At 68.5% G+C, this 14,076-nt stretch carries 12 protein-coding genes; 10 read left to right on the top strand and 2 right to left on the bottom strand.

Annotated features, from left to right (window positions below; translation table 11 throughout):
* Window positions 1-6: 6 nt before the first annotated feature.
* Together LGI35_RS05065 and LGI35_RS05060 are read right to left on the bottom strand one after the other, a co-directional pair.
* Window positions 7-843 (bottom strand): HAD-IIA family hydrolase, encoded by an 837-nt coding sequence (locus LGI35_RS05065; RefSeq protein WP_227292697.1) that lies wholly within the window; start codon window positions 841-843, stop codon window positions 7-9.
* A 173-nt stretch (window positions 844-1,016) separates the two neighbouring features.
* A complete protein-coding gene (locus LGI35_RS05060; RefSeq protein WP_227292696.1) occupies window positions 1,017-1,709 on the bottom strand; it encodes a FadR/GntR family transcriptional regulator in 693 nt (230 codons plus the stop codon).
* Between the two features lie 343 nt (window positions 1,710-2,052).
* On the opposite strand from LGI35_RS05060, the gene LGI35_RS05055 reads away from it, so the two are divergent.
* The 10 genes from LGI35_RS05055 (at window position 2,053) to LGI35_RS05010 (ending at window position 14,075) form a co-directional block, all read left to right on the top strand.
* Complete coding sequence (locus LGI35_RS05055; RefSeq protein WP_341483346.1) at window positions 2,053-3,129, top strand: sugar phosphate isomerase/epimerase family protein; 1,077 nt, start codon at window positions 2,053-2,055, stop codon at window positions 3,127-3,129.
* On the top strand, window positions 3,113-3,988 hold the full coding sequence (locus tag LGI35_RS05050; RefSeq protein ID WP_227292695.1) for an ABC transporter permease: 876 nt from the start codon (window positions 3,113-3,115) through the stop codon (window positions 3,986-3,988). The genes LGI35_RS05055 and LGI35_RS05050 overlap by 17 nt, the downstream gene beginning before the upstream one ends.
* Before the next feature lie 12 nt (window positions 3,989-4,000).
* Entirely contained in the window at window positions 4,001-5,017 is a 1,017-nt protein-coding gene (locus tag LGI35_RS05045) for an ABC transporter permease (RefSeq protein ID WP_227292694.1), read from the top strand.
* Window position 5,018: 1 nt separating this feature from the next.
* The gene (locus LGI35_RS05040) at window positions 5,019-6,092 is read left to right on the top strand and encodes an ABC transporter ATP-binding protein (RefSeq protein ID WP_227292693.1); all 1,074 of its coding nucleotides are present in this window, start codon (window positions 5,019-5,021) and stop codon (window positions 6,090-6,092) included.
* The gene (locus tag LGI35_RS05035) at window positions 6,089-7,147 is read left to right on the top strand and encodes an ABC transporter ATP-binding protein (protein WP_227292692.1); all 1,059 of its coding nucleotides are present in this window, start codon (window positions 6,089-6,091) and stop codon (window positions 7,145-7,147) included. The genes LGI35_RS05040 and LGI35_RS05035 overlap by 4 nt, the downstream gene beginning before the upstream one ends.
* Before the next feature lie 13 nt (window positions 7,148-7,160).
* Window positions 7,161-8,795, top strand: coding sequence for an ABC transporter substrate-binding protein (locus LGI35_RS05030; RefSeq protein WP_227292691.1), 1,635 nt, complete (start codon window positions 7,161-7,163; stop codon window positions 8,793-8,795).
* 89 nt (window positions 8,796-8,884) lie between these two features.
* Window positions 8,885-9,937, top strand: coding sequence for a sugar phosphate isomerase/epimerase family protein (locus LGI35_RS05025; RefSeq protein ID WP_227292690.1), 1,053 nt, complete (start codon window positions 8,885-8,887; stop codon window positions 9,935-9,937).
* Window positions 9,938-10,106: 169 nt separating this feature from the next.
* A complete protein-coding gene (locus LGI35_RS05020; RefSeq protein ID WP_227292689.1) occupies window positions 10,107-11,570 on the top strand; it encodes a chlorohydrolase family protein in 1,464 nt (487 codons plus the stop codon).
* A 123-nt stretch (window positions 11,571-11,693) separates the two neighbouring features.
* Window positions 11,694-12,875 carry a 4-hydroxybenzoate 3-monooxygenase gene (locus tag LGI35_RS05015; protein ID WP_227292688.1) on the top strand — a complete coding sequence of 394 codons (1,182 nt, stop codon included), beginning with the start codon at window positions 11,694-11,696 and terminating at the stop codon, window positions 12,873-12,875.
* Window positions 12,876-13,082: 207 nt separating this feature from the next.
* Window positions 13,083-14,075 (top strand): phosphotriesterase family protein, encoded by a 993-nt coding sequence (locus LGI35_RS05010; RefSeq protein WP_227292687.1) that lies wholly within the window; start codon window positions 13,083-13,085, stop codon window positions 14,073-14,075.
* Window position 14,076 lies beyond the last annotated feature (1 nt).

Raw genomic sequence — 14,076 nt, 5'->3', positions numbered from 1 at the left:
AGGCGCTCAGCGGGAGCCCGAGGCCAGCCGTTCGAGGAGGTCGGGGAGCGCGGCGAAGGAGTCGAGCACATGGTCCGGTGTGCCCTCGGCCGAACGGTGGGTCTCCGGAAGGTACTTGCCTGTCTTGACGAGGGCGCCGGTGATGCCGCTGCGCTGGGCGGCGAGCACGTCGGACTCGATGTCGTCGCCCACCATGAGCGTCGCGGACGCATCGGCCCCCAGGTGCGCGAGCGCGGCGGCGAAGAAGCCCTCGGACGGTTTGCCGGTGATGCTTGCCTCGACCCGGGCGGCCCGCTCGAGTCCGAGGAGGAAGGCGCCCGTGTCGAGGTCGAGCCCGTCGGCCGTGCGCCAGTAGAGGTTCCGGTGCATGGCCACGAGGTGCGCTCCGCGCTGCAGGTGGTGGAAGAGGCGGTTGAGGGCCTCGTAGCCGAACTCGTCCCCTGCGCCACCGACCACTACGACGTCCACGTCCGTCTCCGTGAGCGGATCTGCGTCGTCCTCCTGCTCGACAAGCGTCACGCCCGTCAGATCGTCGTTGATGTCACCGGCGTTGAGCAGCAGGCAGCGTGCGTCCGGGTGGTGCTCCCGAAGGTAGACGGCGGTGACGGCCGGGGCGGTGAGGATGTCGTCGACGGTGACGGGGAATCCCGCCTCCACAAGGCGTGAGCAGATGGAGGCGCGTGTACGCGAGGTCGTGTTGGTGACCAGCGCGAGCGGGAGCCCCGCGGCGCGCAGCCGCTCCATGGCCTCGACGGCACCGGGGAGAGGCTCCCAGGACACCGTGAGGACGCCGTCGATGTCGATGAGGACTGCGCGGATCGCGCCGGTTCGCTCTCGCTCCATAGGGCGACGGTAGTCGCGGCCCCGCCGGAATCAGGGGTGTCGGCCGTCCGAGTCGCGCGATCCCTCCCGCTCGGCGTGGGCCAGGGCCCGGCCCCACGGCCTGCGTCCTTCATGACATCTGGGCAGTCCGCGACGGCGGCGGTCGATGACCGCCGACGTGTCCGGTCGATCGCTCATTCGCTCTGCTCTGCCGGGCTCCCACTCCGTGGGCTTCGTGGTGATTCCATGCGGGCGATGATGCCGAGGGCCAGCTCCGTGGCCTGTGCCGTGTCGTGTCGCTCTATCGCGGTGTAGAGGGCTTCGTGCTCGTCCGTTCCCTGGCCCATCGCAGTGCCCAGGGTGTCGCGGAAGGGCACGTTGAGACTCTCGTAGAGGTCTGCGAGGAGCTCATTGTGCGAGGCGCGGGCCACCGACATGTGGAACTGGAAGTCCGCCTCGACGAAGGCTTCGAGGTCACCGTTGTCCGCGCCTCGCTTGCGTTGGTCGAGAGCCGCGCGCATGGCCGTGAGATCGGCCTCGGTGCGCCGTGCGGCCGCCAGCGGCACCGCTGATGCGTCCAGCCCGCGGCGGACTTCGAGCACTTCCGTGGTCTTGCTGCTGCTGACCCTGCGGTTGAGGGCGACCGCGGTCTCGTCCACCGCGACGACGTAGGTGCCGTCGCCCTGCCGCACAGCCAGCAGCCCTGCGTGCACCAGAGCCCGTGTGGCTTCCCGCAGTGAAGCGCGGCTGATGCCGAGTGTTTTGGTGAGTTCGGCCTCGGAAGGCAGCCGGTCGCCGGGGACCCAACGGCCCTCGCGGATCTGCGTGATGAACTCGTTGATGATCGCGTCGACTGCCGAGACCCGGTTGACCTTCAGCATGTCCATAGTCGCCCCTCCCTGTCGAATGCACTGCCTGGGTTCACGCTCAAGGTAGAGGGAACTGTCATCGTCCCTGCCGCGATCGCCGTGATCCGAGCGGCGGGTGGCCGCAGGGTGTGCTGCGGGACGGTGCCGGCGAAGGCGCCTGCCACCTGCTCGTTCCGGAGCGGACGCCGGTTCGCGAGGAGGTCTCGCCGCCTCACGGTTCGAGCAGGTGCCGGTGTCACCGACAGGTCCTGTGGACCCACGCGCCCTGGGCCGGCCGAGGCCTGCCGCGGTAGGCGCCCGGCGTGAAGCTTCTCCAACGCGACCCCTTCCGCAAACATCAGACGACTGATAATCCTAACGCATGACGACTACGACGTCGAAGGTGAACTCCAGCTCTCCTCAGGCCAGTTGCGGTCGATCCGAGCAGGTCGGCGCGGGTGATCGCCGTTTGAGGGTGGGGACGATGTGCGGCCGGCCGCAGGGGTTCGACGACGGAACCCCGGAGCAGGCCCTGCGGTTCGCCCATGCGCGTGGCTTCGAGGGGGTGCTGTTCGCCACGCCGCTGGCGATCAGTCCGGATCTCGACGAGACCGCGCTCAAGGCCACCGCCGAACTCGCCGCGGCACTCGGCCTCTATGTAGAGACGGGTATCGGCTGTCTCGGCCCCTTCGGTGATCGGGACACGCGGCTTGCCGAGCTCACGGCCCTGATCAAAGCCGCCACAGCGGTCGGCTGCCGGCAGTTCTTCGGCTACACCAGAACTGTCCGGGGGCCAGGCGAGGTTGCTCACGACCGGCAACTCGCCGTCGTTCGGCAGACCATCGAAGACCTGGTGCCGCTGCTGCGCGGCGAAGGACTGCGGCTGAACCTCAAGACGCACGAGGACCTCTCCTCGCACGAGGTCCTCGGCCTGGTCGAGGCCGGCGGCCCGGATGTCATGGGCGTGAGCCTGGACGTGGCCAACCTCGTGGTCCGCGGCGAGGATCCGGCGGAGGCGACCGAGCGGCTGGCACCCCACATCCGCCAGACACACCTCGAAGACGTGGCGCTCTACTTCGTAGAGCGGGGTCTCAGGCGAAAACTGCGACCGTGCGGGGCGGGGATCCTGGACTGGCACCGCATCCTGACGACGCTCATGGAGAAGTCACCGGTCGAAAACCTGACGCTCGAACAGCACCTGGGCCAGTTCGATGCGGACATCTTCGATCCGCGGTGGTTCTCCTTCGAACCGCATGTGACGGCACCCGAGTTGGCCGCCCTCGTGCAGGGCGCCGTGAGGTGCGAGATGCAGGTGCGGCAAGGCGAGATGCCTTCCCTCCAAGAGCTTGCGGACGACCCCGGTCCGCAGGCCCGCCGCGCCCAGCTCGATGACAGCGCGGCGTTCCTGCGCCGCACCCTGGCAACGGTCTCAGGAGGTTCCAGTGGCAGCGACAGCTGAAGCAGTACCCGTACCGACCTCGCGCCGGCGGCTGACGAACCGCGACCCGGTGCTCATCGCGGCGCTGACCGGGCTCGCCCTCCTGGTGGTCGTCCTGCTCGTCGGCCCCTGGCTGTGGGGACACGACCCCAACTCCGTCACCTTGGGCCAGCAGCTCAGGTCGCCTTCCGCCGCACATCCCCTCGGTACTGACAACCTCGGCAGAGACATGCTGGCGCGCGTCCTCAGCGGCGCCCGGACCTCCCTGGGGGCCGGACTGATCGTGGTGGTCGCCGGCGCGCTGCTCGGATGTATCACCGGCCTGCTCGCCGGAGCGCTGGGCGGATGCGTGGACACAGTGCTGACCTGGTTGACCAACTCCATCCTGTGCTTCCCCGCGATCATGCTCGCCATGGCCTTCGTCATGGCGCTCGAACCGGGCGTCACGGCGGTCGTCATCGGTCTGGCCATCCACTCCTTCCCCTGGTACATGCGCACCCTGCGTGGTGAGGTGCTGCGGATCTCCTCGCTGGACTTCGTGAAGTCTGCCGGTGCCATCGGCGCGTCACGCACGCGGACCCTGATCCACCACATCCTGCCGCACCTGATCTCGACCATCGTGCTGCAGATGGCCGCCGTCTTCGGCGCCTCCGTGCTGTCGCTGGCAGCCCTGGGCTTCCTGGGCATGGGCGCACAGCCACCCACGGCCGAGCTCGGGGCCATGATCACCGACGGTCAGCAGTTCTTCCTCACCGGGCAGTGGTGGCTCGCCGCGTTCCCCGGACTGGTGCTGCTGGTCGCGGTCACCCTGACCACCATCGTCGCCGACCGGGCACGTGAGCTGCTCGACCCCCGCGGCGAGTACGTCGCCGCGGACTGACAGGAGTCGCACATGCTCAATGTGATAGCGAAACGTCTCGGCGTGGCTGCCGCCACCGTCCTCGGAGCCTCGGTCTTCTCGTTCTTCCTCCTGCGGAAGCTCCCCGGCGATCCAGCGCGTCTGATCGGCGGAGAGCTCGCCGACGCCGCCACCATCGACAAGCTCCGAGCTTCCATGGGACTGAACCAGTCCCTCCCCGCGCAGTTCTGGCACTACCTCGCCGGCTTCGCGCAGGGACACCTCGGATTCTCCTACAGCAACGGGCAGCCGGTCACCGACCTGGTTCGCACGCGCCTGCCGGCGACCATGGAACTGGGCATCGCCGGCGTGGTCAGCGCCGTCCTCCTGGCCACCGTCTCCGCCGCCGTCGCGGTGTACACCAGGAAACGCGGAGCCGACATCGCGCTGCGCTCGGCGTCCTCCCTGGCGATGGGATCGCCGCCCTTCTGGCTGGCGCTGGTGGCCATCCTTCTGCTCTCCGTCAAGTTCGGTGTCTTTCCCGGGCCCGAAGGGCGCCTTTCCCCCGAGATCCCGCCACCGCCCGGTGTCACCGGCCTCTACACCGTGGACGCGCTCATGGCCGGGCAGTTCGGCACCTTCCTGGACGCCGCATGGCACCTGGTCCTGCCCGCGCTCATCATCGCGGTCGGCCCCTTCGCCTTCCTCAGCAGGCTGTTCCGCTCCCAACTGCGCAACACACTGCGGGAGCCGTTCATCACGGTGGCGCGAAGCCGCGGCATCACCAGGGGATCGGTCTTCCTGCGCCACGCGGTGCCGAACTCCATGCTATCGCTGGTGGCGGCCACCTCCATGCTGCTCGCCGAACTCCTCACCGGCAGCGTGCTGGTGGAGAAGGTCTTCGGGTGGCCAGGCATCGGCTCGCTGACCGTGGACTCGATCCTCCAGAAGGACTTCTCGGTGGTCCAGGGCGTCATCCTGCTCAGCGCCGTGCTCTACGTGTGCGTGAGCCTCCTCGCCGACATCGTCTACATGGCCGTCGACCCTCGCATCCGCGCAGGAGTGAAGTGACATGAAGGACGTGAAGGAAACCAGTGCGAGCACGACGACCGTGCCAGGGCGCGAACAGCCGCACACCGCGTCGGAGACGCTGCTGGACGTCCGAGGTCTGCGGACCGAGTTCGTCACCCCGACGGGACGGGTCGCAGCCGTCCGCGATGTGAGTTTCTCGATCCGCCGCCGCCAGCGACTCGCCATCGTGGGGGAGTCGGGCTCGGGCAAGTCGGCCATGGCCATGTCCGTCGTCGGCCTCATCCAGCCGCCAGGGCGGGTGAGCAGCGGCGAGATCCTGCTCGACGGCCAGAACCTGCGAGGCTTGTCGGACAAGGAGATGTCCCGGGTGCGTGGACGGCGCATTTCCCTGGTGTTCCAGGACCCGATGAGCGCCTTCGATCCCATCCGCACCATCGGCGCCCAACTCGTGGAGAGCATCCGGGCCCACCAGTCGGTGAGCAGGCGGATCGCCCGGCGACAGGCCGCGGACCTCCTCGGAGAGGTCGGGGTCGTCGACGCCGCGAACCGGCTGTCCGACTACCCGCACCAGTACTCGGGCGGCATGCGCCAGCGCGTTCTGATCGCCATGGCGCTGGCGAACTCACCCGAGCTCGTCATCGCCGACGAGCCCACAACGGCGCTCGACGTCACCACCCAGGCCCAGGTGCTGGAGCTGCTCGACCGCCTGGTCACCGACCGCGGTGCGGCGCTCATGATGATCACGCACAACCTCGGGATCGTCGCCGGCTTCTGCGACAGCGTCAAAGTGATGTACGCCGGGCAACTGATCGAGGAGAGCCACAGCGCGGAGCTGTTCCGCTCGGCCGCGCATCCCTACTCGCGCGAGCTCCTCAAGTGCGTGCTGCGCACGGACCGCCGACAGCAGGGCCTGCTCTCCACCATCCCCGGAGCCCTTCCGGACCCCACCAAGCCGATCCACGGCTGCTCTTTCGAACCTCGCTGCCCTCTGGGCAAGGGCAACTCCCGGTGTCGAAGCACCGAGCCGGACCTCATCGAGGTGACCACCCCTGACGGCCGGCAGCTCGCCAAGTGCCACTTCGCGGGCGCTCACGATCTGGAGGAGACCAAGTGACCACGGAGCCGGCGAAACCAGCGGAGCCCGAACGACCCCTGCTCGAAGTGCGCGACCTGTCGAAGTCCTATCGGGCCAAGGGCGCCGGCCTGCGCATGCGCCGCCGACCGGAGGTGACCGCGTTGCGCAACGTCTCCTTCGACATCATGCGCGGGGAGACCGTCGGGCTGGTCGGGGAGTCCGGGTCGGGCAAGTCCACCGCGGCCTCCTGCCTGTTGCGACTGATCGAGCCCGACTCCGGCTCCGTCCGTTTCGACGGCATCGACGTGCGCGGCCTGCCCCGAGCCGACCTCCGACGCCTGCGCGCCCGGATGCAGATGGTCTTCCAGGACCCCTACGGGTCCCTCGACCCCCGCTTCTCGGTGTGTGAACTCGTCGAGGAGCCCCTCCTGGTGCACGGCGAGCGCGACAAGGAGACCCGCCGGGCACGGGCCCTGCAGATGCTGGAGCGGGTCGGTCTGTCGGCCGAGCAGGCGGAACGCAACGCGCACGCCTTCTCCGGCGGCCAGCGCCAGCGCATCGCCATCGCGCGGGCCCTCGTGCTCCAGCCGGAGCTCGTGGCCCTGGACGAGCCGGTCACCGCACTGGACGTGTCGGTGCAGGCCCAGGTGCTCAACCTGCTCACCTCGTTGCAGCAGGAGCTGAACCTGACGTATCTGTTCATCGTCCACGACCTCGCCCAGTACCTCTGCCACCGGATCGCGGTCATGTACCTGGGAGAGATCGTCGAGTTGGCGAACTCCCATGAGCTCTTCGAGAACCCTCTGCACCCCTACACGGTCACCTTGCTGATGGCAGCGCCCGTGCCGGATCCCGACGTGATGGAAGCCCGGCGCACCGCTTTCCAGGACATGCCCGCCGTCGGCGGAGGGCGGACCGACCAGGGATGTCCCTTGCGGCAGCGCTGCCCCGTCGGCCGCCGGCGTCCCGAGTGCGCCGCCACCCGCCCGGTCCTGCGCGAGGTCACCGAAGGCCATCTGGCCGCCTGCCACTTCCCCGGCGAGATGCGCGCGTCGGTGGCCGTGCCCCTGTCCACCACCCCAGGCAGCATCTGAGAGAGGAACACTGATGCCGCGTCACACATCACGACGCCGGCCCGCCGGTCGGCGCACCGTCCTCGCCGTGGGGCTCGCCGCCCTGACCGCCGCCCTTGCCGCCTGCAGCGTCCCGGATCAGCCCGGCTCGGTCGGAACCACCAACCGGCCGTTCACCGTGAACTGGGCCAGCAGCATCAGCAGTCTCGACCCCGCTTTCGCCTGCCCCGGTGACGACAACAGCCTCGCCGCCAACTTCTACGGGCGCCTGGTCAAGCCGTCGACCACCGCGGACCAGGACGGCTTCACCACGGCCAACCCCGACCCCAGCAAGGTCGAGCCCGATCTGGCCACCGGCTGGAAGGTCTCGGACGGTGGCAAGACGTACACCTTCAAGCTCCGGCCCGGAGAGAAGTTCGCCGACGGCGACCCGCTGGACGCCGCCGCCGTCAAGTACTCGATCGACCGAACGCTGACGATGGGTGCCTGCGGCTCACTCTCGATGCAACTGGGCATGACGAAGCCGCCGCTGATCGTCGGCGTCGACGCACCCGACAGCACCACCGTGGTCGTACGGCTGCGTCAGCCGTACCCGGCGATCCTGTACAGCCTCGCCCAGAGCAGGGGCTCGATCTACGACCCGAAAGAGGTCGAAGCCCACGGCGGAGTGCAGCCCAACACCCCCAACAAATGGCTCCAGAGCCATACCGCCGGCAGCAGCGGCCCCTACGTCCTCGCCGAGTACCTGCCGAACAACCACGCCATCCTCAAACGCAACCCCAACTACTACGGGAAACCGGCGATCGAGCCCGTCGTGCGGGTCAACTTCGTCTCGTCGGTGTCCAGCCTGCTGGTGCAGGCCGAGAGCCGTCAGGCCGACGTGACCCTCGGGCTGCCCCCGCAGAGCGTGAGCCAACTGAGCAAGAAGGCTTCCTGCTGCAAGGTCGTCACCGCGGCCAGCGCCACCCCGGTGGCCGTCTCGATGAACTACCGGGGCAAGGTGACCGGCAACGCCAAGTTCCGTGAGGCCCTCACCTACGCGGTCCCCTACCAGGACATCATCAACAAGGTCGCCTACGGCTACGGCGACTCCTACTACGGCCCCGTCGTGCCGGGGATGGCCGGGTACAAAGCGGGGTTGGAACCCCCACGCCCCTACGACCCGAACAAGGCGAAACAGCTTCTGGCCGCTTCCGGAGTGAAGTCCCCGACACTGGAACTGATGGTCAACCCGACGGCGCCGGGGGTCTCCGACGTCGCCACCCTGCTGCAGTCCGCATGGCAGGCCATCGGGGTCAAGGTCACCATTGCGGCCAAGCCCCCTACGGACTTCTCCACGCTCTTCAACGACGGCAAGTACCAGGCGGCCCTTCTCTTCGAGAACAGCACTCCGATCGGCAGCTACGAGCTGCGCAAGAAGATGACCTGCGGCAGCCCGTTCAACAACCAGCACATCTGCATCCCGGGCACCACACCGCTGCTGCACAAGCTCGACAACACGGCCGACGTCGCCCAGCAGCAGCCCATCCTGGACGACCTGGTCCGCACATGGCTGCAGCAGTCTCCGACCGTCATTCTCTACCGGGCCCGGTTCACCGCCGTCGTCAGCCCGGACGTCAAGCACTTCGGATACGCGCCGAACCTGCCCTTCTCCGAGTGGGGACGGTGACCGTCGCGCCGCGGCAGGCCGGACCTCCCCTTTCCCACGCGACTGCAAGCACCCGAGCCGTCGGTGACGACGGCACCAAAGGAGCAGACATGAAGATCGGTGTAGATGGCCGCAAGATCCCCGGAGCCGGCGAGCGCACGCCTCTGGAGATCCTCGACCACGCACAGAGCCTCGGTATGGAAGGCGTCTACTTCCGCACCGTGCTCGACATCACCCCCACCCTCGACCGCGGCGTGCTCAGGGAACTGCGCCAGCACGCCGATCGCCTCGGCCTGTACCTCCAGATGGGACTCGCCAAGGTCAATCCCTACGCCGCCGCGGAAGCGCCCGAGATCCGCGTTCTGGGCGACGGCGACTACACCCGCGGCATGCTCAAGATGATCGAGGCGTGCCGGGAGGGCGCCGACTGCGGTGAGCTCTGGGTGGCCTGCGGCAGCTACAAGCCGGATCTGCCCGGCTACTACGCAATCGACCGGTTCCGCACCGATGCGCCCTGGCCGGACCAGCTGGTGGCCATCGAGAAGTTCCTGCGACAGTTGGCCCCCGCCGCGCGCGAGTACGACTGTCACCTCAACATCGAGACTCACGAGGAGATCACCAGCACCGAGGTCGTCCGCCTCGTCGAAGCAGTGGGCCCCGACGCGCTCGGCATCACCTTCGACTCGGCCAACGTGCTGGTACGTGGCGAGGAGCCCGTGGCGGCCGCACGGCGTGTCGCCCCCTACGTGCGGGCCACGCATCTGCGCGACTCGATCCTCGCACTCACCGACTACGGACTGACCCGCACCTTCTCCCCGTGCGGACTCGGAGTCATGGACTGGGCCGGAGTGCTGGAAGCGCTGGGCGCGGAGAACCCGGACCTGTGCGCCTCGATCGAACCCGCCGGGCCGACACTCGCGGTTCCCATCGGGCTGTCCGACGACACCTGGCTGGAGCTCCACCCCGACCTCGTCGATGCCGAGAAGCAGGAACTGCTCCGGGCGGCCCGGCGGTACGCCGAACGTGCGGAACGGGGCGAGGTCCCCACCATCGAGCAGTTCCGCTCCGAACCCTACGACGGCGAAGAGTTCGTCAAGCGCAGCGCCGACCACCTGCGGGCCACCCTCGCGGACCTCGGCACCCGCACGACGACCGTCGTGTAAGCCACAGCACCGTCGGCGGCCACGAATGCGGACAGCGTTGTGGCCGCCGACAGTGCGCGCCCGGTCGCAAAGCCGACTCCCATCCGCCGCCTGACGCGGCGGTCCGTGCCGACTGTCGAAAGACCTACCTGTCGAAAGGCCGACCCGTCGAAAGGCAGGACGATCCATCGTGAGAACTGCTCTGCACGCCCAGTGGATTCTGGGCTTCGAAGACGGCGACCATGTTCTCCACCGGGACGCGGACGTCGTGTACGAGGACGACCGGATCATCCATGTCGGCCCGGGCTGGCGTGGTGAGACCGACCTACGGCTCGACATGGGAGCAGCCTTGATCAGCCCCGGGTTCATCGACCTGGACGCTTTGGCCGACATCGACCACGCCCTCCTCGACTCGTGGGCCGAGCCCGGCCTCAAAGAGGGCCACCAGTGGTCCGAGGAGTATTTCGGCACCCGTCGACGAGACGTGTTCACCCTTGAGGAACGGCGCTTCATCCGCGAGTACGCACTGGCCCAACTGCTGCTGCACGGCATCACCACGGCCATGCCCATCGCCTCGGAGGTCCACAGCTCCTGGGCCGAAACCTATGAGGACGCCCTCGCCATCGCCGAGGCGGCCTCGCGCCTCGGCATCCGCACCTACGCCGGCCCCAGCTACCGGTCCGGGGTGAACCTCGTCCGTACCAGCGGTCGGCGAGACGTGCTCTGGGACCACGACCGCGGTGTGCAGGGCCTGGCCGACGCGCGGCGTTTCCTCGAGTACGCGGCCGACACGGCGAACCCGCTGGTTCACGGGGCGTTGCTCCCTTGCCGCATCGAGACCATGTCGATGGACCTGTTGCGCGCGACCGCCCGGCTGGCCCGCGAACACGACGTGCCCGTCCGGATCCACAGCATGCAGGGAACGCTGGAACTGCAACTCCTCCGACAGCGGTACGACGCGACGCCGCTGGAGATCCTGGAACGCACGGGACTGCTCGACTGCCGCCTGTTCATTCCGCATGCCATCTTCGGCGGGGACGAGGCGAACGGCTCGCCGCCCACCGATCGCGAGCTCAAGAAACTCGCCGAGGCCGGCGTCACCGTCGTGCACTGCCCGCTGACGTCGCTGCGCTACGGGATGGCCTTGAGGTCCTTCGACCGATACCGCGATGCCGGAATCACCATCGCCCTGGGCACGGACAGCTATCCGCCGGATCTGATCCGCGGCATGGATGTGGGCGGCAACATCGCCAAGGTCGTGGACGGCCGGATGGAGGCGGGCCGCGCAGCCGACTACTTCCGGTCCGCCACGCTCAACGCGGCTACGTCTCTGGGCCGTTGCGACATCGGAAGGCTGGCGACGGGGGCACAGGCCGACCTCGTCGTGCTCGACCTGAAAGACTTCAGGCTGGGCGTCGTGGACGATCCGCTGCGCACACTCCTGATGGCCGGTTCGGCCCGCGACGTGAGCATGACGGTGGTCGCCGGCCGGACGGTCGCGGCTGACGGCATGATCCCGGGACTCGACCTGATGTCCATGAGGGCCAGAGCGCAAGAGCTCTTCGAGCGCATGCGCTCGGCATACACGGAGCGCGATCTGCACCGACGTGCGCCCGATGCGCTGTTCCCGCCGATCTTTCCCGACGCGGGCTGAAGGGCCCGCCTCCGGTCGTGGTCCGATGCGACCTCCGGTGTGACCGAGCTCCGGCGTGTGCAGAATAATGCCGGCGTGAACCCTCTTCAGCTTCCCAATACCCCTGCTCCACAACATGCTTCGGTGGTCGTGGTGGGCGCCGGTCCCGCCGGGCTGACCGTCGCGAACATCCTCAGACGCGCCGGGGTCGGCTGCGTGGTCCTCGAGACCGAGACGCGGGAGTTCATCGAGCAGCGGCCGCGCGCCGGAGTCATCGAAGAGTGGGCGGTTCGCGCCCTGGAGGAACGGGGTCTCGCCGAGAACCTGCTGCGGAAGGCGCAGCGGCACACCGCGTGTGAGTTCCGGTTCGACGGCCGTCAACACCGCTTCTCCTACAGTGAATTGACGGGGCGACACCACTACGTCTACCCGCAGCCGTCGCTCGTCGCGGACCTGGTGCGCGAGTACGCAGACGTGCGGGGCGGCGACATCAGGTTCGGCGTCCGGGACGTGCAGGTGCACGACATCGACACCGATCAGCCATCGGTTTCGTACACATGCCCCCTCTCCGGTCAACGGCAGTTGGTCCATTGCGACTTCATCGCAGGGTGTGACGGAGCGCGTGGGGTGACTCGGCGCGCACTGCCCGCCGATCGATTCCCGGTCGCGCGCCACGACTACGGCATAGGTTGGCTGTCCCTGCTGGCCGAGGCGCCGCCTTCCTCCGACTGTGTGCTCTTCGGTATCCATCAGGACGGGTTCGCCGGACAGATGCCTCGCAGTCCCGAGGTGACCCGTTACTACCTCCAGTGCGCGCCCGGCGACGACCCGGAGAACTGGTCGCACGAGCGCGTATGGGCCGAGCTGCGCCGGCGGCTCGCTGCGGACGGTGCCCCCGAGTTGGTCGAGGGGCGGCTGATCGAGAAGCGGATGCTCGACATGCACGACTATGTCGTCGAGCCGATGTCTTCCGGGCGCCTGTTCCTGGCCGGTGACGCGGCCCACCTCGTGGCGCCGATCGCGGCGAAGGGCATGAACCTCGCTCTCCACGACGCCTTCCGGCTCGGGGACGCACTGGTCGCCCACCTCACGCAGGAAGCCGACGGCAACAGCGGAGGCCTGGAGGGCTATTCGGAGGCCTGCCTGCGTCGCGTGTGGGACTACCAGGAGTTCTCGCAGTGGCTGTCCGAGGTCTACCACGGGTCCGCCACGGGGGAGCCGTTCCGGACCGGTACCACGCTCGCCCGGCTGCGACGCCTGTTCACCTCGCCGGTCGCGGCGGCCGCCTTCGCCGAGCAGTACCTCGGCACGGCCGAGCGCTACTGACGAGCCGCCGCCGGATCCGCCGGATCCGGCGGCGGCTCGGTACGCGTACTGAGCCGTGTGTCGCTGCTCCGGAGGATCTTCGGTGGATCCATGGCCAGGGGCGTTCGCCGGCGCCCGTGCGCAATCCCTTGACCACCTACCGACTGGACGGTATGCCTGGGTCCGCAAGGGACCACCCGGGAAGATCCTCAAGAAGGAGCTGCGCTGATGGCCATGGTGGAGACCGTCCGGGGGCCGGTGGATTCGGCCGCGCTGGAGCGCACCTACATGCACGAGCACATCTTCGTGCTGACCCCGGACGTGCAGCAGAACTACCCGGGGGAGTGGGGCGACGAGGACGCCCGGATCGCCGACGCGGTGGACAAGCTCGGCGCGCTCAGTGCCCAGGGCGTCCGCACCATCGTCGACCCGACGGTGATCGGCCTCGGCCGGTACATTCCACGGATCCAGCGCGTCGCCGAGCAGCTTCCCGACCTCAACATCGTCGTGGCGACGGGCTGTTACACGTACGAGGAGGTGCCGTTCTTCTTTCACCACCGCGGTCCGGCGTTGAACGAGGCCGCGGGAACGGAGGTGCCGGACCCGATGGTGGACATGTTCGTCGGCGACATCGAGGACGGCATCGCCGGCACCGGCGTCAAGGCCGGCCTGCTCAAGTGCGCCATCGACCGGCAGGGCCTCACGCCGGGTGTGGAGCGGGTCATGCGTGCGGTGGCCAGGGCGCATCTGCGCACCGGCACCCCGATCACCGTGCACACCCACCCAGGGGCGCACACCGGGTCGGAGGTCAAGCGTGTGCTGTGCGACGAGGAGGGCGTGGACCCGGGCCGGGTCGTGCTCGGGCACAGCGGCGACACCACTGACGTGGACCACCTCGGCGAACTGGCCGAAGCCGGGTTCGTACTCGGGATGGACCGGTTCGGGATCAACCTCGAGACCACCTTCGAGGCCCGGGCCGAGACGGTGGTGGAGATGTGCCGACGCGGGTACGCCGACCGGATGGTGCTCTCGCAGGACGCCTCCTGCTACATCGACTGGATCGACCCGGCCGTCATGCCGCTGCTGCCGCAGTGGAACTACCTGCACATCGCGGACGAGGTGCTGCCGTACCTCGAACGGCGCGGGGTCGCCAAGGAGCAGATCGACACCATGCTCGTCGACGTACCCCGCCGCTACTTCGAGGCCGGCGCGAAGGACTAGA

This window comes from Streptomyces longhuiensis, from assembly GCF_020616555.1.
Classification (GTDB): Bacteria; Actinomycetota; Actinomycetes; order Streptomycetales; family Streptomycetaceae; genus Streptomyces; species Streptomyces longhuiensis.
Note: the sequence above shows the minus strand (reverse complement) of the source record. Positions and strands in the feature narration are given on the sequence as shown.

Coding starts and splice junctions, on each gene's coding strand:
- LGI35_RS05045 (WP_227292694.1), top strand. CDS start 4,001: ATGCTCAATGTGATAGCGAAACGTCTCGGCGTGGCTGCCGCCACCGTC.
- LGI35_RS05010 (WP_227292687.1), top strand. CDS start 13,083: ATGGCCATGGTGGAGACCGTCCGGGGGCCGGTGGATTCGGCCGCGCTG.
- LGI35_RS05040 (WP_227292693.1), top strand. CDS start 5,019: ATGAAGGACGTGAAGGAAACCAGTGCGAGCACGACGACCGTGCCAGGG.
- LGI35_RS05055 (WP_341483346.1), top strand. CDS start 2,053: ATGACGACTACGACGTCGAAGGTGAACTCCAGCTCTCCTCAGGCCAGT.
- LGI35_RS05025 (WP_227292690.1), top strand. CDS start 8,885: ATGAAGATCGGTGTAGATGGCCGCAAGATCCCCGGAGCCGGCGAGCGC.
- LGI35_RS05060 (WP_227292696.1), bottom strand. CDS start 1,709: ATGGACATGCTGAAGGTCAACCGGGTCTCGGCAGTCGACGCGATCATC.
- LGI35_RS05065 (WP_227292697.1), bottom strand. CDS start 843: ATGGAGCGAGAGCGAACCGGCGCGATCCGCGCAGTCCTCATCGACATC.
- LGI35_RS05030 (WP_227292691.1), top strand. CDS start 7,161: ATGCCGCGTCACACATCACGACGCCGGCCCGCCGGTCGGCGCACCGTC.